21 protein-coding genes and 1 pseudogene are annotated in these 18858 nt (G+C 67.4%); 11 read left to right on the forward strand and 11 right to left on the reverse strand.

Annotation, left to right across the window (positions count from 1 at the left end):
* Window positions 1-17 precede the first annotated feature (17 nt).
* Window positions 18-2387 (forward strand): bifunctional SulP family inorganic anion transporter/carbonic anhydrase, encoded by a 2370-nt coding sequence (locus tag M1P99_RS01110; RefSeq protein ID WP_304450829.1) that lies wholly within the window; start codon window positions 18-20, stop codon window positions 2385-2387.
* Here the strand turns inward: M1P99_RS01110 and M1P99_RS01115 are convergent.
* Window positions 2336-2485, reverse strand: coding sequence for a hypothetical protein (locus tag M1P99_RS01115; RefSeq protein WP_304450830.1), 150 nt, complete (start codon window positions 2483-2485; stop codon window positions 2336-2338). The genes M1P99_RS01110 and M1P99_RS01115 overlap by 52 nt on opposite strands.
* A gap of 262 nt (window positions 2486-2747) precedes the next feature.
* On the opposite strand from M1P99_RS01115, the gene M1P99_RS01120 reads away from it, so the two are divergent.
* The gene (locus M1P99_RS01120; RefSeq protein ID WP_304450831.1) at window positions 2748-3056 is read left to right on the forward strand and encodes a hypothetical protein; all 309 of its coding nucleotides are present in this window, start codon (window positions 2748-2750) and stop codon (window positions 3054-3056) included.
* On the opposite strand, the gene M1P99_RS01125 is transcribed toward M1P99_RS01120, so the two are convergent.
* Complete coding sequence (locus tag M1P99_RS01125; protein WP_304450832.1) at window positions 3053-3880, reverse strand: hypothetical protein; 828 nt, start codon at window positions 3878-3880, stop codon at window positions 3053-3055. The genes M1P99_RS01120 and M1P99_RS01125 overlap by 4 nt on opposite strands.
* A gap of 651 nt (window positions 3881-4531) precedes the next feature.
* Between M1P99_RS01125 and M1P99_RS01130 the strand changes: the two genes are divergently transcribed.
* On the forward strand, window positions 4532-5299 hold the full coding sequence (locus M1P99_RS01130; RefSeq protein ID WP_304450833.1) for a hypothetical protein: 768 nt from the start codon (window positions 4532-4534) through the stop codon (window positions 5297-5299).
* 156 nt (window positions 5300-5455) lie between these two features.
* Here the strand turns inward: M1P99_RS01130 and M1P99_RS01135 are convergent, their stop codons facing one another.
* Window positions 5456-6178: a hypothetical protein gene (locus tag M1P99_RS01135; protein WP_304450834.1), complete on the reverse strand. Its 723-nt coding sequence runs from the start codon at window positions 6176-6178 to the stop codon at window positions 5456-5458.
* 231 nt (window positions 6179-6409) lie between these two features.
* Window positions 6410-7612, reverse strand: a complete 1203-nt coding sequence (locus M1P99_RS01140; RefSeq protein ID WP_304450835.1) for an IS110 family transposase — start codon at window positions 7610-7612, stop codon at window positions 6410-6412.
* Window positions 7613-7818: 206 nt separating this feature from the next.
* Here M1P99_RS01140 and M1P99_RS01145 point away from each other — a divergent pair, with 206 nt between their 5' ends.
* The 5 genes from M1P99_RS01145 (at window position 7819) to M1P99_RS01165 (ending at window position 10719) form a co-directional block, all read left to right on the forward strand.
* Window positions 7819-8406: a hypothetical protein gene (locus tag M1P99_RS01145; RefSeq protein WP_304450836.1), complete on the forward strand. Its 588-nt coding sequence runs from the start codon at window positions 7819-7821 to the stop codon at window positions 8404-8406.
* Between the two features lie 76 nt (window positions 8407-8482).
* Window positions 8483-8677: a hypothetical protein gene (locus M1P99_RS01150; RefSeq protein ID WP_304450837.1), complete on the forward strand. Its 195-nt coding sequence runs from the start codon at window positions 8483-8485 to the stop codon at window positions 8675-8677.
* 165 nt (window positions 8678-8842) lie between these two features.
* Entirely contained in the window at window positions 8843-9106 is a 264-nt protein-coding gene (locus M1P99_RS01155; RefSeq protein ID WP_304450838.1) for a hypothetical protein, read from the forward strand.
* Between the two features lie 118 nt (window positions 9107-9224).
* Window positions 9225-10412: a helix-turn-helix transcriptional regulator gene (locus M1P99_RS01160; protein ID WP_304450839.1), complete on the forward strand. Its 1188-nt coding sequence runs from the start codon at window positions 9225-9227 to the stop codon at window positions 10410-10412.
* A 73-nt stretch (window positions 10413-10485) separates the two neighbouring features.
* Window positions 10486-10719, forward strand: a complete 234-nt coding sequence (locus tag M1P99_RS01165) for a hypothetical protein (protein WP_304450840.1) — start codon at window positions 10486-10488, stop codon at window positions 10717-10719.
* 576 nt (window positions 10720-11295) lie between these two features.
* Here the strand turns inward: M1P99_RS01165 and M1P99_RS01170 are convergent.
* From M1P99_RS01170 to M1P99_RS01195, 7 genes and pseudogenes are all read right to left on the reverse strand, one after another.
* A complete protein-coding gene (locus M1P99_RS01170; RefSeq protein ID WP_304450841.1) occupies window positions 11296-11514 on the reverse strand; it encodes a hypothetical protein in 219 nt (72 codons plus the stop codon).
* Between the two features lie 198 nt (window positions 11515-11712).
* Window positions 11713-11988, reverse strand: a pseudogene (locus tag M1P99_RS28605) (multiprotein-bridging factor 1 family protein); the annotation flags it as partial.
* Window positions 11989-12050: 62 nt separating this feature from the next.
* On the reverse strand, window positions 12051-12791 hold the full coding sequence (locus M1P99_RS01175; RefSeq protein ID WP_304450842.1) for a hypothetical protein: 741 nt from the start codon (window positions 12789-12791) through the stop codon (window positions 12051-12053).
* 9 nt (window positions 12792-12800) lie between these two features.
* The gene (locus M1P99_RS01180; RefSeq protein ID WP_304450843.1) at window positions 12801-13094 is read right to left on the reverse strand and encodes a hypothetical protein; all 294 of its coding nucleotides are present in this window, start codon (window positions 13092-13094) and stop codon (window positions 12801-12803) included.
* Between the two features lie 331 nt (window positions 13095-13425).
* Window positions 13426-14694 carry an AAA family ATPase gene (locus tag M1P99_RS01185; RefSeq protein WP_304450844.1) on the reverse strand — a complete coding sequence of 423 codons (1269 nt, stop codon included), beginning with the start codon at window positions 14692-14694 and terminating at the stop codon, window positions 13426-13428.
* A complete protein-coding gene (locus M1P99_RS01190) occupies window positions 14691-14951 on the reverse strand; it encodes a hypothetical protein (protein ID WP_304450845.1) in 261 nt (86 codons plus the stop codon). The genes M1P99_RS01185 and M1P99_RS01190 overlap by 4 nt, the downstream gene beginning before the upstream one ends.
* Before the next feature lie 263 nt (window positions 14952-15214).
* On the reverse strand, window positions 15215-15415 hold the full coding sequence (locus M1P99_RS01195) for an AlpA family transcriptional regulator (RefSeq protein WP_304450846.1): 201 nt from the start codon (window positions 15413-15415) through the stop codon (window positions 15215-15217).
* A gap of 137 nt (window positions 15416-15552) precedes the next feature.
* Here M1P99_RS01195 and M1P99_RS01200 point away from each other — a divergent pair, with 137 nt between their 5' ends.
* From M1P99_RS01200 to M1P99_RS01210, 3 genes are all read left to right on the forward strand, one after another.
* Window positions 15553-16113 (forward strand): helix-turn-helix domain-containing protein, encoded by a 561-nt coding sequence (locus M1P99_RS01200; protein ID WP_156366060.1) that lies wholly within the window; start codon window positions 15553-15555, stop codon window positions 16111-16113.
* A gap of 1 nt (window position 16114) precedes the next feature.
* Window positions 16115-17200: a site-specific integrase gene (locus M1P99_RS01205; RefSeq protein ID WP_304450847.1), complete on the forward strand. Its 1086-nt coding sequence runs from the start codon at window positions 16115-16117 to the stop codon at window positions 17198-17200.
* Window positions 17201-17546: 346 nt separating this feature from the next.
* Window positions 17547-18011, forward strand: coding sequence for a hypothetical protein (locus M1P99_RS01210; RefSeq protein WP_304450848.1), 465 nt, complete (start codon window positions 17547-17549; stop codon window positions 18009-18011).
* Window positions 18012-18858: the final 847 nt, after the last annotated feature.

The raw sequence follows: 18858 nt of genomic DNA on the forward strand, positions 1-18858 counted from the left end.
ACCCGAACGGAGCCACCATGCGCAACGACGCCCAGGGAGCACACCCCGCACCTCCGCCGAAGCCCGCGGAGTCCACCGGGAGCCACGCCGACCGCAAAGGGATCGCCGCCGACGTCGGCGCCTCCTTCGTGGTCTTCCTGGTCGCCGTCCCCATGTCCCTGGGGATCGCCGTCGCCTCCGGCGCCCCACTCATGGCCGGCCTCGTGGCCGCCGCCGTCGGCGGCATCGTCGCCGGCCTCGTCGGCGGTTCGATGGTGCAGGTCAGCGGCCCGGCGGCCGGGCAGACCATCATCATCGCCGACCTCCTGCTGACCTACGGGTGGCGGGTGACCTGCCTGATCACGGTGCTCGCCGGCCTGGTCCAACTCGCCCTCGGCGCCTTCCGGATCGCCCGCGCCGCCCTGGCCGTCTCCCCCGCCGTGATGCACGGCCTGCTCGCCGGTGTCGGCATCACCATCGCGCTCGCCCAGCTGCACGTGGTGCTTGGCGGCGCCCCGCAGAGCTCGGCCCTGGCCAACCTGATCGATCTGCCCGACCAGATCGCCCACAACCACACCGCCGCCGTCGCGGTCGGAGTCATCACGATCGCCATCATGTTCGGGTGGAACCGGCTGCCGTCCCTGGGCCGCCTCCGGCCGTCGATGATCCCCGCGGCCCTGGTCGCCGTGGGAACGGCGACCACCATCGCCGCCCTGGGCGACTGGCGGGTCGAGACCGTCGCCCTTCCCGACTCCCTGGCCGACGCCTGGAGCCTGCCGCAGCTGCCCCAGGCCGGGCAGTGGGACGGCATCGCCCTGGCCGTGGCCGCCGTCGCGATGGTCGCCAGCGTCGAGTCCCTGGTCTCCGCGATCGCCATCGACCGCCGCCACAACGGGCGCCGCGTGATGCTCAACCGCGAACTCATGGGCCAGGGCGCGGCCAACACCGTCAGCGGGGCCCTGGGCGGCCTGCCCGTGGCCGGCGCGATCGTGCGCAGCACCGCCAACGTCCGCGCGGGCGGGCACAGCCCCCTCTCCACGATCCTGCACGGGGTGTGGATCCTGCTGTTCGTCGCCCTGTTCGCCCACGTGGTCGAACTGATCCCGATGGCCGCACTGGCGGCTCTGCTCGTCTTCATCGGCGTGCAGATGGTCTCCGTGGCCCACCTGCGGGACCTGCGACGGCACCACGAGGCCAGCGTCTACCTCGTCACCATGGGCGGCGTGGTGTTCCTCGGCCTGCTCGAAGGGGTCTTCCTCGGCTTCGCCCTGGCGATGGTGGTGTCCCTGCGGCGCCTGACCAAGCTCACCGTCACCACGGAGGAGTCCGGTGACCGCGTCCACGTCACCGTGCACGGGTCGCTCACCTTCCTGGGGGTGCCCAGGCTCGCCCACGTGCTGCGCACCGTTCCATCGGGGTGCCGTGTCGACCTCGACCTGCACGTCGACTTCATGGACCACGCCGCCTTCGAGGCCATCCACGCCTGGCGGGTCGACCACGAGCGCACCGGCGGCAGCGTCGACATCGACGAGGTCCACGAACAGTGGTACGCGCGCAGTTCGGCCCGCTCGGCCCCGGCCGCCAAGACCGCGCCCGGAGGCATGGCGCGCAGCTGGGCGCCCTGGGACATGCGCGGAGACGCCGACCGGGAGGTGGATCCTCTCGCCCTGCTGGCCGCCGGCGCCCGCGAGTACCACGCCAGCACCGCCGACCGGATGCGGTCGGTCATGGGCCGTCTGGCGCACGGCCAGCACCCCACGGCGCTGTTCATCACCTGCGCCGACTCACGTGTGGTGCCCAACCTCATCACCGCGAGCGGCCCGGGAGACCTTTTCACCGTCCGCAACATGGGCAACCTGGTCCCGGCGCCGGACGCCACCGGTGACGGATCGGTGGGCGCCGCCATCGAGTACGCCGTGAACGTGCTGCGGGTGCCCTCCATCGTCGTGTGCGGCCACTCCCACTGCGGCGCGATGCAGGCCCTGCTCGACCGGGCCCACCTGGAGCAGGGAGACGCCGCCACCGCGTACATGCGCCGATGGCTGTCGACCGGAGAGGCGAGCCTGGCCCACGTCGGCGCCTACTCCGGCGCACTGGCCGGACTGCCCACGGCCGAAGCACTGCGCCGTCTGGCCCAGGCGAACGTGGAGCAGCAGATCGGCCACCTGCTCGAGTACCCGGTGGTACGCGAGCGGGTGGAATCGGGAACGCTGGAGCTGACGGGGATGTACTACGACCTGGAGTCCGCCCGGGTACACCTGCTGGACACCGGGACGGGGCGGTTCACGCCCGTCCTCGGCGTCCAGGACGTCGCGGCTCCCGTGCCGCACCCGCGCGCGAGCGCGGCCGAAGGCGATCAGCCGGCGGACGAGTCGTCGTCGGGCGCGTCGTCACGCCCGTCCTGTTGAACACCTGAGGCCTGGTAGGCGGCGAGCGCGACGATCACCCCGATCGCCGCCAACGGCAGGCCGAACAGGACCACCCAGAACACGGTGGAGTCGAACAAGAGTCACCCATTCCCGTAACCGCGGATGCCCGCCAGGCCGTCGACCCCCGACGCCGGCCCACGGACGGACGCGCCCCGGGACTCTCCGGGGGTACGGAGCGCAGGGCCAATCTACCGGTGAGTGCGGGACGCGGGCCATCACCACGGCGCTGTAGCGCCGTACCCGATCGCGAACCGCACCCGACCTGCTGTACGTTGCGTGCTGCCGGGGGAGGGCCGTTCCCTCGCCCCGGCGGCCATGCCGGCGACAGAGGGGACACCGATGACCAGCACCACCAGAGCCGACTGGACGACCCGCACCCTGCCCACCGGGCGGCAGTACACGAGCACGCGCCTGGGCAGTGTCACCGTCGGCGGCACCACCGCCGACGTGGTCGTCTACCTCGACCCGGGGTGGTTCGCCAGGGGCCGTTCCAGGGGGCGCGCGGAGGAGGTCCTGCGCGGCGCGAACCTGACCACGGGGCCGGGGTTCACGGAGATCGGGTACCGCGTCGAAGACCAGGACATCGACCCCGACGCCTTTCTGGCCCAGGCCCCCGGCGACCTGGCCCGCCTGCGCCCGGCAACCTAGGACTCGGGCGGTCCCCCTCGGCGGGCGGGCGGCCAGGCGTCCTCCGGCTGGACGGCCACACGCCCCTCGTCTCGGAGGAGCAGCTTCACGGCCTCCCGCACCCCCGGATCCCTGACACGGTCCACGAACTCCTCGGGCGTGGTTCCGCAGAGACCGCGGAGCGCGGCCGACTCCGCCAGCAGGGCCCGGATCAGGGCCGCCTGGCCGGTCAGCCTCCTCGGCCGACCCCCATCGTCGACCAGGCAGCCGTGCCTGCCCACGTAGACGAAGCACGACGGGAGCCGCACGCCGGAGGCGAGCGTGACGGGATGCCGGGCCACGGACAGGGGCCGTCGCCGGTAGTTGGGCTCGGTGGCGTCCAGCACCTCCAGCTCCGTCGGGTCCGGCCACAGGACCAACAGGCGGCTCCGGCCAGGGGCCACGACGGGAGCCGCCGGCACGTAGCCCGGACGGCTCACGTGCGCGGAGACGCCCGGCGCGATGCCGTCCACGCGGGCCACGGCCATCGGGACGGCAGAGTCCGGGGACCGGGAGCGGAGCTTGCGCCGCAACTGGGCGGGCGCGGCGTTGGACCCCACCGCCAGGACCGGGCGCCGGTCCGCCATGGGGGCCCGGCCCAGCCGTGCCAGCACACCGGCCAACGCCGTCCGCTCCCCCGCGCACTCCACGGCCCAGTCGGCCACGGGCTCGTCGGCCTCGGGCCGCAGCGCAAGGTAGGCATCGCCCAGGAGGACACCCGAGGCGCCGGGGACCGTGCCCGGATACGTCAGGGGCCGTGCCACGGGGTCGTCCCTGAACAGTTCGCCCGCCTCACTACCGCTCACCGCTCCACCTCCCGAGGGTGTGCCGCCCACCCGACCAGATCCGGGCGACCACGCACACCGCACGGGCGTGATGGTCCGCACCTCGGTCCTGGCCTGCCACCGGCTCCACGAGAACGGCCGGAGCAAACGAGGAGCGAACACGGCCGACTCTCGCTCGCTGCGCCGCAGGTCACAGGGGTGTGAGGGAGGGAGTCGGCCGGTAAGCCGGATAATGACGGTACACCCTCCCCCACCTGCGCAGATACCAATCGCATAGCGGTTGACCTGCGCTTTCGTATTCCCGCTTAGACCCGGCTTGACCGGGCAAGTCTGGGGTTCATCCGGGATGGTTCCGGGACGGGCGTGACGGCCGACCGCCCCTCTCGGAAGGCGCGCGGCCGATGCCCGAGCACTCCCCTACTCCTGACACAGAACGGCCCCGGTTCGGTGGTGCGTCCACCGGCCGGGGCCGTCGTGCTCTCTGGCTACTTGAGGTCGGTCCGGGCACCGCGGCCTGGCCGCTCGAAGTTGATGATCGTCTCGGGCTTCCATGCCGGCGACCGACCGAAGGTCTTGTCGGGCGCGGGGATCTCCCCCCGCTTGCGCGAACGGTAGCTGTGGATGGTCTGCGGGCTGACGCCCCAATGTTCGGCAACGTCGGCGACGTCCCAGATGGACCGGCGGTACGGGCTCCTGCGCAAGCTCGGGGTCCCGAAGGTCACCGAGGACATCGCGGAACGGCACGACCTCCACCCGATCGTCGTGCACATCGACGAGGTCCAGTACTGGTCTGCGGGCGGGGACAAGAAGTCGAACGAGAAGTTCATGGTGATGCTCGCGGACATCGTCGGCCGGGGCCGCGCGGCCGGGATCATCACGGGGGTGATCACTCAGCGGCCCGCGGCGGAGGTGGTGCCGACCCGGCTGCGGGACATCCTGTCGATCCGGTGGGCGCTGCGGTGCACGACCCCGGCGGCATCGGACACAATCCTCGGTTCGGGCTGGTCGGGCCACGGCTACTCCGCTGCGCTGTTCGAGCCGGACCAGCGGGGCGCCGGCTACCTGCTCGCGGAGGGTTCGACGCCTGCGCAGACGCGGGCGGCGTTCATCGACCCGGACCGGGGCGAGTTGCAGGCGTTGGCGGACCGGCCGTATGAGCTGCGCAGGGAGGCGGGGACGCTTCCGGCGACAGCGGACCGGCCCGAGGTGCGGTTGTTGACGGCGATCCTGGAAGCGATGGTGCATCCGAAGGGCGTCCACACCGCGGACCTGTTGGGGCGTCTGGCCGCGATCTCCGACGAGTACATCGGGTGGGATGCGGCGAAGCTCGCGGCGACCGTGAAGCCGTTGGGGTTGATCCCCGGGCAGGTCGACCTCGACGGCCGGAACAGGAACGGGTACCGGCGTGACCGTGTGCAGGAGACCCTCGACCGGGTGTGATCGGGGGTCTACGGCGTTGTCTGGCGGGGGTCTAGTTCTAGGGTCTGAGGGCCTAGAACTAGACCCCCTGTCTAGGTCCCCAGACCCTCTGTGAGCTGCGATCTAGAGCGGCTAGACCGATTAGAGACACCACCGGAGCACAGCATGTACTGGCGGCTACGTCTCCTCAGGCTCATCCCCCTCGGGAACTTCCGGTTCCGGTTGGTCCTCCACAATCCCGCCGTTGGCGAGGTACTGATAGTCCTCCGGTTTGAGGCCCAGTGCGATGCCCAGCTTCACATGGTGAGGAAGGTTTTCCAGACCTCCGTTGCTGAGGAGGTCCTGAGTGACTGCATCCTCAATCTTCCGACGGCTCTTTCCCTCACCTAGTTGCCTGACCGCACCAAGAACCGTGGGGAGCAAGACTGTGAACGCTTGGAGTACCGCAGGGAGGGCATCGATCCACGTCTCGATGGGGTTTGAGTATGTGACGCGCTTCACGACGGGTGCGAATGACATTGTCCGTGCCACGCGCTCTTCCACCATCCCGCTCAGTGCCTGAGACACGGAATATTGGGCTCCAAGGACCGACATCGACGGATACCCGATGTGCCGGAAGCTCTTCAACGCGTCGACATCAAAACCAAAACTCTCCGCTGCCCAATGAAGTTCGCTTACGAGGCCTCGATCCGCATCAGCGACCATACGCAACAGCCGATGGGTCACCTCGCTCCGGACTTGTTCCTCAGCAACTTCCTGAGCTAGCTCAAGCAGGGCATCAAGGGAACCGAGATGGCGGATGATGTCGTCGAGGCCAACTTCCGCTCCCAAATTTGCGCGCCACTGGAGAGTCACGGGTCCGTCGGCTGGCCACACTCGGATGCCGCGTTCTGGGTTCATACCGGCGGACTACCCACCTGCGAGCGATGCGGTAGCTGTCGGCGACCAGTCTTGACCTCATGTCCGACGAAGCCTTGCCGCACATAGACGATCTTGCGGCGCGAGCAGGTCGAGGGATTACCCCTGCCACTGTGGCGAGACCCGGCTTCGGTTGGATCTTCTCATGCCGCGCCACCGTCGGGCGTGCCAAGATCGGGGAAACCCCACCCCCAAGGAGTCTCAATGAAGTTGTCAAGCCGCCAGCGGGACCGGTGGGACGGGGGTGAACACCCGCCCGTCCCGCAACAAAGCCCACAGCACGCTCACCCTGCGCCGGGCCAGAGCGATCACCGCCTGGACGTGCTTGAGCCCCTCGCCCCGCTTCTTCTGATAGAACTCCCGGCTGGGCCCCTCGACCTTGAGCGCCGAGAGCGCGGACATGAAGAACACCCTGCGCAAAGCCCGGTTGTAGCGTTTGGGCCGGTGCAGATTACCGGTCCGTCTCCCGGAGTCCCGGGCCACCGGCACCAACCCGGCAGCCGAAGCCAGGTGCCCGGCGTCCCGGTAGGCGGTCAGGTCACCGGCGGCGGCGATGAACTCCGCCCCCAGGACGGGACCGAACCCGGGCACCGACTCGATGATCTTCGCGGCGTCCAGTTCGCGGAAGACCTCGCGAATCTGCTTCTCGGTGTCCTTGAGCCGGTCGTCCAGGTCCAAGACCTGGCGGGCCAAGTCCGCCACGATCGACGCGGTCACGGCCTCGCCGGGCACCTGCGTGCGCTGGGAAGCGGCCGCTTCCATCGCCTTGTCAGCGATCGACTCGGCGCTGCGCACACCCCGCTTGCGCAGCCAGGTCCCCAACCGTGCCCGGCCGATCTTGCGCAGAGCGCGAGGGGTCTGGAATCCGGTGAGCAGCACCAGCGGCCCCTTGGCGCCGGAGTAGTCGAAGGCGCGCTCCAAAGCGGGGAAGATCGAGCACAAAGCGTCGCGCAGCCGGTTGACGGCCCGCACCCGGTCGGCTGTCAGGTCGTTGCGGTAGCCGGTCAGCACGGCCAGGGACCGCACGGTCTCGGCGGGCACGTCGATGGGCGCGAAGTCGCAGCGGTGGCGCACCGTTTCGGCGATGACATAGGCGTCGCGGGCGTCGGTCTTGGCCTCGCCCCGGTAGGCGCCGGCCATCCGGTTGACGGTGCGTCCGGGCACGTACAGGGGTTGTTGGCCGTGCGCGGCCAGCAGCGCGAGCAGCAGAGCCGAGGCGGTGCCGCAGATGTCGATGCCCCACACGGCCTCGTCGGCCAGGGCCAGGATCTCGACGAGGGCGTCCAGGATCGAGTTCTCGTCGTTGGCGATCTTGCTCGACCACAGGGTGGTGCCGGTGTCGTCGACCACGGTGGCCCAGTGGTGGGCCTTGCCCGCGTCGATGCCGACCCAGACTCGTTGACGCGAGGGTTCCATCCGCTCCTCCAGGCGTTCGACGTCATGCCGTCGGCCCGTGGAACACCCCGTCGTCATCTCCGTAAACAGCGACTCGTGCGCAGATCTCAATCAGCGATCGGAGCGCCCCGGAGGGACGGGCGGCCACTCCTGGCAAGCCACTGAAGGCAAGCCCCCATCAGCCACACCCGGCCCTCCCGGGCCACTTAACAACTTACGGAGCCCCCATGACCCCCGAATGGCTCGCCGCGATCGGCAGTGTCGGAACGCTGGTCGTCGCGCTCGTCCTTATCATCAAGCAGTACGGGGCTTTGTCCGCCACCGTCAGGCTCTCCAAGAAGCAGGACGAAGCTCTCGTGGCCACCACGAAGGCGCTCAACGACGAGATGGCGTGGCGGCGCAACGAGGCTGATCGTCAACGACAGCAGCAAGCTCGCTCGGTCCGCCTCAGGCTGTTCCGTGGATGGCGACCCGGCGATGACGACGAGCCCCTCATCCTCGCGTTCCTCAAAGGCTCTGGACTTCACCCCAGCGGACTCACTACCAGGATGGTCGTCGCGAACAACAGCGACGGACCGATTCGCGACATCACCGCGACCTCGGGTGACGCACCGATCCGATGCGGCATCGTGCAAGGAGAGCGGCGTATGTCCGCGCCGCCGCTGAATGCCGTCACCGCTGGTGGTTTCGCCCGGCTGTACTGGCTGAAGGAAGTCGATGAGCAAGACATCTCTGTGTACTTCACCGATGAGTCCGGTGTGCGCTGGCGGTTGCATCACCGCGACGGACTGTCCGAGGTACCCGGGGACAAGTGACTGAGTATCCGCTTCCGGCCGCGGGCCTGGGATAGTCCTTGTCCTGCGTTGACCTACCGAGTTCTACGGTGGCGGCATGAGCGAAAGCATGAAACCGGTGAAGGACGAGATCATGGACGGCCTCCATGACCACGTGCTCCACACGGATCAGTCCATCTCGAATGAGGACAGAGAGGTCGTCAACGAGGGCGTCCAGAAGCCTGTGGCCGAACAGGTGGACCCGGTTCGGAATGCGATGTCGGAAGTTGCCCAGGACCCGCCTGCGGACTGAACGTTGGCCCCTCTTCGGAGGGGCCTTCTGCGTGTTCGGGGACCTTCCGCCCATACCGACCTCGCCCCCTCGGTTTCTCGTCCGCATGTGGCTATCCTGCGCCCCTCGCTGACACCCCGGCGTTGCGTGCCATCAACTGGGGAAGTGCGATGGATCATCAGCCACATGGAGAAGAAAGAACAGGTCCTCGTGGCCATCTACCACATCGAGCAGTCTCGGGCCCATGCCCCGTTCCCCATTACGCCAGCTGAGGTCGTCACCAAGACGTCTCTGTCCGAGTACCGCATCAAGTCAGCGTTTCTGTGGCTCAAGGAGAAGGGGTGGCTGCGTGGGGTGAAGCCCGGCGCGTTCGGTCCGGTCCACTTCTTTGATGGTTTGACGCCGGAAGGTCGCGCGGAGGCAGAGCGCCTGATCGCCGAGCTCGGTTGATGGTTCGCCGTGCGCCCGTGCGGGTCGGGCGCCCAGTCACAACACGGCCGCTCCCCTGACACGGCGAGGGCCCCGCCATACGCTGATGGTGCGACCCGATCAGCAAGGCGGAGCCCTCATGCCAAAGCCTACCCCCGCAGTGCCGGCGTCCTTCGGTGAAACCGTCCGTGCCCACCTCGCCGAACAGCGCGTGTCCGTGCGTGAACTCGCCCGCCGTACCCGGTTCGACCACGCATACCTATCCCGTGTGCTGGCAGGGAAGCAGCGTCCCTCACCCGCGCTCGCTGACGCCGTCGACCAGGAGCTCAACGCCGGCGGGAACCTCGTCGCCCTGGTCGACGCACCACCTCCGTCCGACGACCTGGCAGAGACCGGCGAGGTCTTGGAGTTCATGCGGCGCGCGGAAACCTCAGAGCTCGGGGCAGGCACCCTCGACGTCCTCGGGAGCGCCGTAGATCAACTCTGCCGCGACTACCCGACCGCCCCGGGGCCGGTCCTGCGGGACCGCTCCAAGAAGCTCATGGGACACGCCCTGGGGCTGTTGGAGCGCCGCACCACCCTCGCTGAACACCGGGAGCTCCTCGTCCACGTGGGATGGCTGTCCGCGCTCCTTGGGTGCGTGCACTTTGACGTTGGCGACCGGCTCGCCGCGGAGACCGCCCGCAAGATGGCGCACCAGTTGGGCGAGCAGGCCGGGCACGGCCAGATCGTCGCGTGGGCGTATGAGATCACCGCGTGGTTCGCGCTGTCCGAGGGCCGGTACCAGGCGGTGGTGACCGCGGCTGAGGCCGGCCGCGCACACGCCGGGGTGTCCAGCGGTGGTGTGCAACTCCTCGTTCAGCAGGCCAAGGCGTCAGCGAAGTTGGGTGACGACCACGCGCACCGGCTGCTCGGTGAGGCCGGGAAGATGCTCGCCCAGTTGCCTGCCACGGACCAACCCGAACACCACTTCGTGTTCGACCCTGACAAGCTCACCAGCCATGAAGCGACGGCGTACACCTGGTTGGGGTGGGACGAGGCCGCTGGCGAGTACGCGTCGGAGATGGCGGACCGGTACCAGCGCGAGTACCGGCCCATGAGGTTGGCTACGGCCCGTCTGAATCTGGGCATCCTCGCGGCGCGTCGGGGCGCGTTGGACGAGGCTGTGTCCTTGGGGGAAGCGGCGTTCGAGTCCGAGCGCCGGTCTGGTGCGCTGACGTCCTGGGCGCGCGGCCTGCTCTCGGAGTTGGAGAACCGCTACCGGGGTGAGCGCCTGGTGGTGGACTACCGGGAGCGGCTGGCGTTGGAGGCGGGCGGGGGCCGGTGACTGTGGTGACGGATCGGGTTGTCACCACTGGTCGTACTCGTGTCACCGGCCGCGGGCGCCGATGCTCGACGCCATGGACACCACCACGAAGCAGGATCAACAGGAGCTTGAACGGCTCCGGTCGGAGTTCGGAGACGAGTATGCGCTGTGGCGGTCGGTTGAGGGCCGGTACTGGATCGCAACGGCCCGAGACAAACGGGTCTGCTCTGAGCCGACGTTGATGGAGGAGAGCGCCGCGGCGTTGGAGGAGAAGCTGCGTGCGCCGGGGGATCGTGTGGCGGTCCCGTTCCAGCGGGAGGCGCTGTGACCCTCGAAGAGCTCACACGGCTGACTGCGCCTCGACGAGCCGAGCGTCCCGTGCGCTTGGTCGAAGGCGGGCGGTTGCCTCGACGTAGGCCGGATGCACCGAGGTGTACGACGAGTTGTCCGAGGTGCTGCGGATGCGGCCCCGGCACGCAGGGGAGGCCTACGAAGCATTGCGGGATGCGGACCGGCTACTGAGTGAGCTCGATCGACTCTTGCGCGGAGGTGAGAAGCTTCCGGAGCCGTGGCGCAGTGCGGGCCGTTCGGTATGACCCTCTCGTGAGACGTTCATTGGCATTTCCGCAGGTCAGAAGGTAGACCAATCCAGGCGTTCGGAGTGGTCTACCTTCGCCGCGTGCTATGTACGGTTATCGACCGTTTCTGACCTCCGGTAAACGCGCTTATCGGAGGTCAGGTTTTATCGGGAGCGTCCGGCTCCTCGCGCGGCCCGAGCAAGTCGACCGCGAACATGTCCACCTCTCGGCAGTTCCGCGGCTTGGCACGGCCGGCACGAACCTTGCGCTCGTGCTCCGCGCGCCGGAACTTCCGCGCCCACTCCAAGAGCTCCGCACGGGTGCGGTCACTGGTTGGCATAGTCGATGCTCGATTCGGCGTAGCGGATTCGTTGAAGGTCGAGCGGGTGTTCGGCTTCCCGCAGCCACGAGCGCGCCGCCTTGGCGCCGTGTTCGAGCCGGTCCGCCAGGGCGTTGGCCCGGTCCATCCGCACGATGGCAGCGTCCATCGCTTCGGCGTCGTTGACGAACGATGCGGTGACCTCGGGCCAAGAGGAGGTAATCACTCCCAACCACGCAGAGGACATCGCCGCAGCGGCGCGGTAGACCCGGGCACGTCGGAGTTCAGCGGCCCTGAGCGCGTTACGTAGGCGCCTGGCGTGGCGACGGCGCCCCGCTGGGGTGTCGGGGCGTAGCGAGGCTCCCGCAGCCTCTCTGAGGACCGCACACAGCGGCTCAGGGGCCTTGTGATCCAACCCGTAGGCGATCGCCTCCAACACGACCGGACGGGGCCTGCGCTCCCCCGACTCCAACCGCCTGACGGTCGACCGGGCGAGCGCGGACCGTTCGGCCAGGGACCGGGTAGACAGGCCGCGGTCGGCGCGCATGTCCCGCAGAGCCTTACCAAGTGTGGACGCCAGGTGCTCGCGCTCGTCGTCGCTGGGGACAGCCTCAGCGAAGTTCGCCCGGTCGTTCACAACATGGGCGCCTAACGCGCGCACGTGCGCGGGAGTGCTGGTGTGTTCTCGCGCGAGAACCATCGTCTGCCCCCTGGGTGTTCGGTGGGCCGCCCCGGGTCTCGGGGCGGCCCGTGGTGGTGGTTCTATGCGGCGGCGTCGTCGGGGCCTTCGATGGCATCGACGGTCAGGCCGGCCAGCTGGTCAGCCATGCGGACGGCGAGGGCGCCGCCCAGGCTCCCCCTGTGCTGCTCGACGGTCGAGCGCATGGCCTTGAAGGACTCCCGTGCCCCGGGGTCGAGGGCGTCGGCTTCCAGGCGCGCCCGCAGGAGCGTCCGGGCGTCCCCGCTGACGTGCTCGACTAGCTTCTCGTCGAGGCTGCGCATGAGCGGGGAGAAGTCGGACGCCTCCCCTCCCAGGGTCTGCCGCGTCGGCCCGTTCTGGGCGCTGATCCAGGCGGACAGCTCCGCACGCAGGGCGTGGACGGTGTCGGCGTCGGGAGCGTTCCTGATGACGCTGGCGACGTTGTGCCCGGATTCGAGGAGTCGCCGGCTGCGCTCCCAGGCGTGGCCCTGGCGCTGGTCCGCCAGGAGGGCACTGGTGGGGTCGTCCGACGGGGCCAGGGCGCCACGGGCGTAGGCGCGGACCGTGTCCAGCGCCAGAGTGAACTCAGCCTCCAACTGGTCCATGCGGGCATCGGCACGGGCGCGGGCCGCGGCGCGCTGTTCCTTGCGGCGGGTGTCGTGCCCTTCCTGGGTGAGGTGGTGGGCGTCGGGGATGGACTGGTCCGCGGCCTCGAAGTAGTCCCTGCGGACCGCGGGCAGCTCCTCGTTGCGGATCTTGCGGAGGCGGCTGAGGGCGGAGTGTGCGCCGTAGACGTTGAACATGCTGTGCTCCTAGAGGTTGCGGTAGCTGGTGTATCGGCGGTTGGGTTCCATGGCGTCCTGGGAGTCGCCGGCGCCGTGCACGGTGGTCTCGCCCGCCATGGCGGCCGCGCGGTCGGTGTAGTCGCTCGGGGGGGGCGTGGCGTCGTCGTCGATGGCGTAGCCCTTGCGAGCGAAGTAGGTCAGCAGCGGCGAGTCGTCAGCGACATAGGCGACGCCGTCCACGAACCACGTGTGCGGCTCGTCGCCGAACGGGTTGAACGCGCCGTGGGCAGCGGCCCCGGCGGGTGCGGTGATCCTCTTCATCAGTGGGTCCTCTCGTATGCGGATGGCTGGTGGTCAGGGTTGGAAGGAGGTGCGCGGGTGGTTCGCGGTAGGTCCTGTTCCTCGACGACCGGGCGGACTTGACGGCGCGGGTTGTCGCTCATCCGGTCCCCCTAATCACAAGAGATTGAAAGTATTGGTATTTATGTGTCTGACCTGCGGTTTCTTCTGACACTTATGGGTGACAGCTATGACACGGATGGCAGCTATGGCGGGTGCATAGGTGTCGCCATAGGAGTCACGTGACAGCTATGCATCAGTGCAGGTCGGGGTCCATAAGCGTCATAGCTGTCAGGGTGTGATGGGAGAGCGCTCATGAGGTCTCCTGGGGGAACGCATCCGGCAGGTACCAGGTCGCCACGCGTTCTTTGCCGAAGCCCGACGTCTTGCTACGGATGCGGAGCTTCTTCCGGGCGCGTTCCACAGCCGACTCACTCAGGCCGGCCACCTTCGCGGCCCTCTTGATCTCCGGTCGGGTCTCCGCACCCCCGACGTCGGCGAGGTACCCGGCGAGCCACTCCGCGGCCTCGCTGGTCGCGTCGCGTTCCTCGTCGGGGCGTGCGCCGTTGAGCATCTGCTCTTTGACGGTTGTGCTGGCCTCGGGCCCGAGTACGAACTTGGACAGATACGCGGGTTCGTCGCCCGGGATGTCCACGGTCACGGGCTGAATCGTGTACTCATACGAGGGCAGATCGAGGCGCCCGAGGTTGTTTTTCTCCAAGCTCATGACGAACCCGGGGCCGTCTCCCTCGGGGTCCTCGACACGTGAGAACACGATGGCGGAGCGGATGAGCTGGCCGAAGGCACCGGACCCAGCAATGCGGTTGAGCGGGTCCGCGTCGCCGGCCTTCGTGAAGTGCGCGAGTCCGAGGATGGTGAACGCGTGCTTGTCCGCGGTCGCCACGAGCGGTTCGAGGGCCTGGCGGACCTCTGCGGCCTTGTAGTCGTTGATGCGGCGGTCGATGAGGGACAGCAGCGGGTCTGCGATGAGCAGACCGACCCCGTACTCCTCCGCGGCCTTGCCCAGTCGCTGAATGTCTACGGGCAAGGTGAGGCGGGTGTGTGCTTCCTGGTCGTCGGCGACGTCGACCCGGAACACGAGTTCGAGGTCAGCACCAGCCGCGACCAGTCGGGGCGCGATGGTGAACGACCAGGAGTCCTCGCTGGCGGCGTAGATGACGCTGCGGGGCTTGCCGTACAGCTCCCCGGGCATCGTGCCGGTCGTGATTCGAGCGGCCATCCAGACCGCGAACTGCGACTTTCCAACCCCCGGGCCGCCCGCGGCGATGCACAGGGAGTGCATGGGAACGCGCCCGTGTGAGGTGGGCGGAGCGTCCTCGGGCGTGGTGTCCCAGAGCCAACGGACTTTGCGCATCCGGATCTCGGATGCGGGAGTGAGGATCAGGCGCCGCTCATCTTCTTGCGCAGCGGCGCCTCCCCTGGCCGTCTCCGCGCCGGGGAAGGGTACGAGCGCACCGCCGCCTGCCCGGGGCGTGAACGCGTGCCCCTGGGACCCGTCTTGGTGGGCGCGTTCCATGTTTCCGCACTGCTCACAGAACGCGCCCGGGTTGAGTTCGGTCACGCTGCGGCATCCTCGTCTCGGGCAGTTTCGGTGGGCAGGTCCGCCCGCCACAGCGCATCGCGGTATGCCTCTTCTGCAGCCTCTTCGAGGGCAGTGTCGAGGGCCGCCTGGATGCGGCGCACGCCTTCGGGGTCGCGGCCGTGGATCGTGACTGCGTCCGCGTGGACGAGGGCCTGAGCGGTGATGTGGGCGTCGAAGGAGTCCATGCGCACGGCGTCGCCGACGAGGAGGACGACGTGGCCGGTGACGCGCGGCATGGACCCGCTGGTGTGGGCCCCTGGGATGGTGGGCACGCCTGCGGCCGTGAACGGCTGCCTGCCGTAGCTGGGGCAGTGGAGCTCAACAACCGTGCGCGTGGCGGGTCGGCGGGGTGCCGTGGGCGCCTGGCGCTGACTCGGTACGATGGGCATGAAGTCTCCCTGATCCCAAGTGGCGGCTTTCTGGTCCCGGCCTGCCAGCCGTGGACTTCCGGCCCGGTTTGGTGTTGGCGCACCAACCGGGCCGCTGTTGTGTGTGCGAGTCATGCGGCAGCTCCGCTCTGCTCGCGCTCCTTCATCCACGCGAGGACGGTTGCCAGCTCGTAGCGGATGCGGCCGGAACGACCGGGGGAAGTCTTGATGTACTTCGGTCCGCGCCCCTCGTACCGCCACATGCTGAGGGTCTTGACCGTGTAGCCCGTCATCTCGGCTACCTGCGTCGGAGTCAGATACCTGGCGTTCATCTCCCACCCTCCAAGATTGCACTGTTTAAGTGCAGTTCTACTTGACATGAGTGCACGTATGAACGAAGCTAGCACATATCCACAGACGCTGCCAGACAGCAAAGGAGGTCACCGGATTGCTCGTTACAGTGGCTCCCATGGCGACTCGAAAGACTAAATTCCATGGCGGAAGCACTAAGACCGTGGCGCGGAACGTCCGCCGATTCAGGGAAGCTCAGGGGCTTTCGGCCGCCAAGCTCTCGGCTCGCACGGCTGAGCTGGGCTACGAGATCCCCCGGGAAGGGGTTCAGAAGATCGAGGCTGCGGCCGATGGCCGCCCCGGAGCTCGGCACATCAACGCAGACGAACTTGTAGTCCTGGCCCTCGCCTTGAACACCACACCAGTCGCTCTACTGCTGGGAACCTCGGACCGCGCGAACGACACCGTTGAGATCACCGGCGTCGGCGAGACCACGGCTGACCAGGCATGGGCATGGGCGACCGGAGACGCCCCGGCGCTCCCACGCGACCCGCAGGAAGCGCCTGGCGAGCAGCACACCAGGCACACCCTGTACCAGGCCTACGGGCGGCCCTGGTGGCTGCCAGAGCGCCGTCACGAGGACCGTCTTCGCCGCGCAATCGAGAAGCATTACAAGGACCGCGGACAGTTCGACGAGTTCGCCGATGAGGAGATGCCCCCTGATGGCCCGAGTACGTGACATGTGGAAGAACAAGGACGGGTCGAAGTCCAGCAGGCACGGCACCGGTAAGCGCTGGTGTGTGATCTGGTACGACCCGTCCGGCAACGAGAAGAACCAGTCCTTCGACCGCAAGCCTCCTGCTGAGCAGTGGGCCGCCAAGGTCGAGGCTGACATGATGCGCGGGGCCTACGTGGACCCGTCGCGCGGCAAGATGACGCTCACCGAGTACGTCGACACGAAGTGGAAAACGGCCCAACACCACCTGGTCGACAACACGGTCGAGACCTATGACCGGCACTGGCGCAACCGGATTCAGCCCCGGTTCGGCGACCGGCCGGTTGGGAGCCTCACCCGCGGCGACATGAAGACGTTCGTCTCGGAGGTCAAGGGCACTGTGAGCGCGTCGACCCTGCACACCGCGTTCGCGACGCTACGCATCATCATGCAGGCCGCGGTAGACGACGAGATCATCGTGGCGAACCCGTGCACGCGGGTGAAGCTCCCGCAGATCGAGGACCGCGAACTGGTCATGTTCTCGGCCGACCAGGTGCTCGCGCTCGCGGACGCGATTCAGCCCCGCTACCGGATCGCCGTGGTGTTGGCGGCCGGTGCGGGGCTGCGACAGGGCGAGTGTCTGGGGCTGGTCGAGAAGCGGGTCGAGTTCTTGAAGCGGCGCCTGGTCGTGCGTCAGCAGATGCAGAACGGCGAACTCGTGGACGTGAAGACGAAGGCCGGCCGCCGGGTGGTACCGCTGGATGACGGGATCCTCGCGGCCCTCACGGGGCACGTCCGGGACTACCCGCCGCGGACCGACGGCGTGCTCATCACCAACGCTGACCGGTCAGCGGTTCGACGAAACCGGTTCGGGGACGTGTGGCGGGCAGCAGTGAAGAAGGCCGGCATGCCGAAGGGCACTCGCTTCCACGATTTGAGGCACTTCTACGCGTCAGCCCAGATCGCGGCGCAGGTGAACCCGAAGGCGATTCAGGTCCGGATGGGGCACGCCTCGATCACAGAGACGTTCGACACCTACGGGCACCTGTTGCCGGACCATGAGGACCTCGGTCGCGGCGCGATGGACAAGGCCCTGAACTTCGCCGCATAGAAAACCCATCCGGGATAGATCCGGGATATGGGCCTCTCACAGCTGCATATGCGCAGGTGAGGGGAGGGAGTCGGCCGGTAAGCCGGATTCAATCATGTCCCCTCGATCGACCTGGGGCGACACCCACAGAAGCCGCGTCACCTGTGATGACAGGTCTCGCGGCTTCTCGCTGCTCCTCGGTGCTCCCCGACCCGCTCCGGAACACAGCCGGAACAGATGATCAGCCAGACAGTATCGAAGCAGGCACCCGGACATACAAATATTTTTTGCCAAACCCAAGGCAACAAAAAAACCAAAATGGTCTAAGGTTGCCATATCTCGCACCTGCGAAAGGAGTGTGGTCCAAATGACACTAATTGGAGCGATTATAGCAGCCTTAATCGGTGCGATTGCTGCGATATCTGTTTTCGTGGCCGACATACTCATCAGAAAACACTCAGATAGAAGGAATCTACTTCTAAAAATTCATGAAGAAATGACCGAGATCGAAAATCAGAGGGGTCGAAGGATCTTAATTAAGTTGCTAGAGGAAAATAAGCACACAAGGAGGCTCGAAGAAAAAGATCGTGAAATGGTTAATAAATCACTCTCGCTTATCGATATAATGGGATACTATTGCAGAAAAGGCTACATAGAAGAGTCCGAGGTACTGACCCTTTGGGGGGCTTCATTTCAGCGAATCTTGCCGAAAGCAGAAGAGTTTGCACGTCAGATGGATGCCGAAAAAGGTGAGGTCACCTGGCGGTACGGTCGCGATCTCTTGAACAAAGCGAACGGCATGAAGTTTTCAGCAGAAATCAGAAAAGAATAATAATCTCAGATAAGTTGACACTACTCCTGGCGACGCTCAGTGTAGTAAATTAAGTATTTTATCTCCAAAGTTTATGCTCAATCCGATTCCCTTCTCTGCCTTCTTGAGGCCCCGCCTTCCGCGTGCAGCCTGGCTCTCCGATGGCTGTCCCCAACCTGGTTGTCTGGAATCCGCCGCCTGCCTGGCCTGTGTGCTCTGTCGGTTCACCACACCCCTTGGTATCCCTGGACTGGTGCTGCCCTTGGTTCGCTCACCTGCGACGAACGCCGTGCCCGAACTCCTTGGGCACGGCGGGGCGCGCGAGGACGCGCCGCGCGGGACGCTGGCGAGCGCGGACGCGGCGCGCCGACCGCCGGACATCCGTCAGGGTGTCCAGCAACCGCGCTCTGCGCACTCTGGTTGCTCGGTACATCAACACGCTCGCACTGATTTGCCCGTGGAGAACGCTCCCCGGTGAACTGTGCCCGCGACATCCGCACCCGCTCGCCCCTGCCGTGCCCTCGATCCCCGAACACCCCAGCCGACCCCGCATCCAATTCGAGCGCTTCGCTCCCGCACACCCGGCCCGGCCTGCCTCATCTACTTCGCGCTTCGACCCGGGCGGGTCGAATCAGCAAAGGAACCAGGCCCCACCCCCATACGCCCCCTTCCCCCATCCCCGCCCCTTCCCACGGCTTCCCCTGGGTCCGAAGGTGGTGGGCAGACTTTGGGCGGTGTCCTGTCCGGGGCGGGCTGAACCACCGCCAGGGGGCCATTACGCTTGCTCCGCCAATGGGGAGGGGGCTTGCCCCCTCACCGCGTCTTCACCCCTCCGGCCCCCTGGTGGTGGTTCAGGAGGGACCCGCCC

The sequence above is a fragment of the Nocardiopsis sp. YSL2 genome (assembly GCF_030555055.1).
Taxonomy (GTDB): Bacteria; Actinomycetota; Actinomycetes; order Streptosporangiales; family Streptosporangiaceae; genus Nocardiopsis.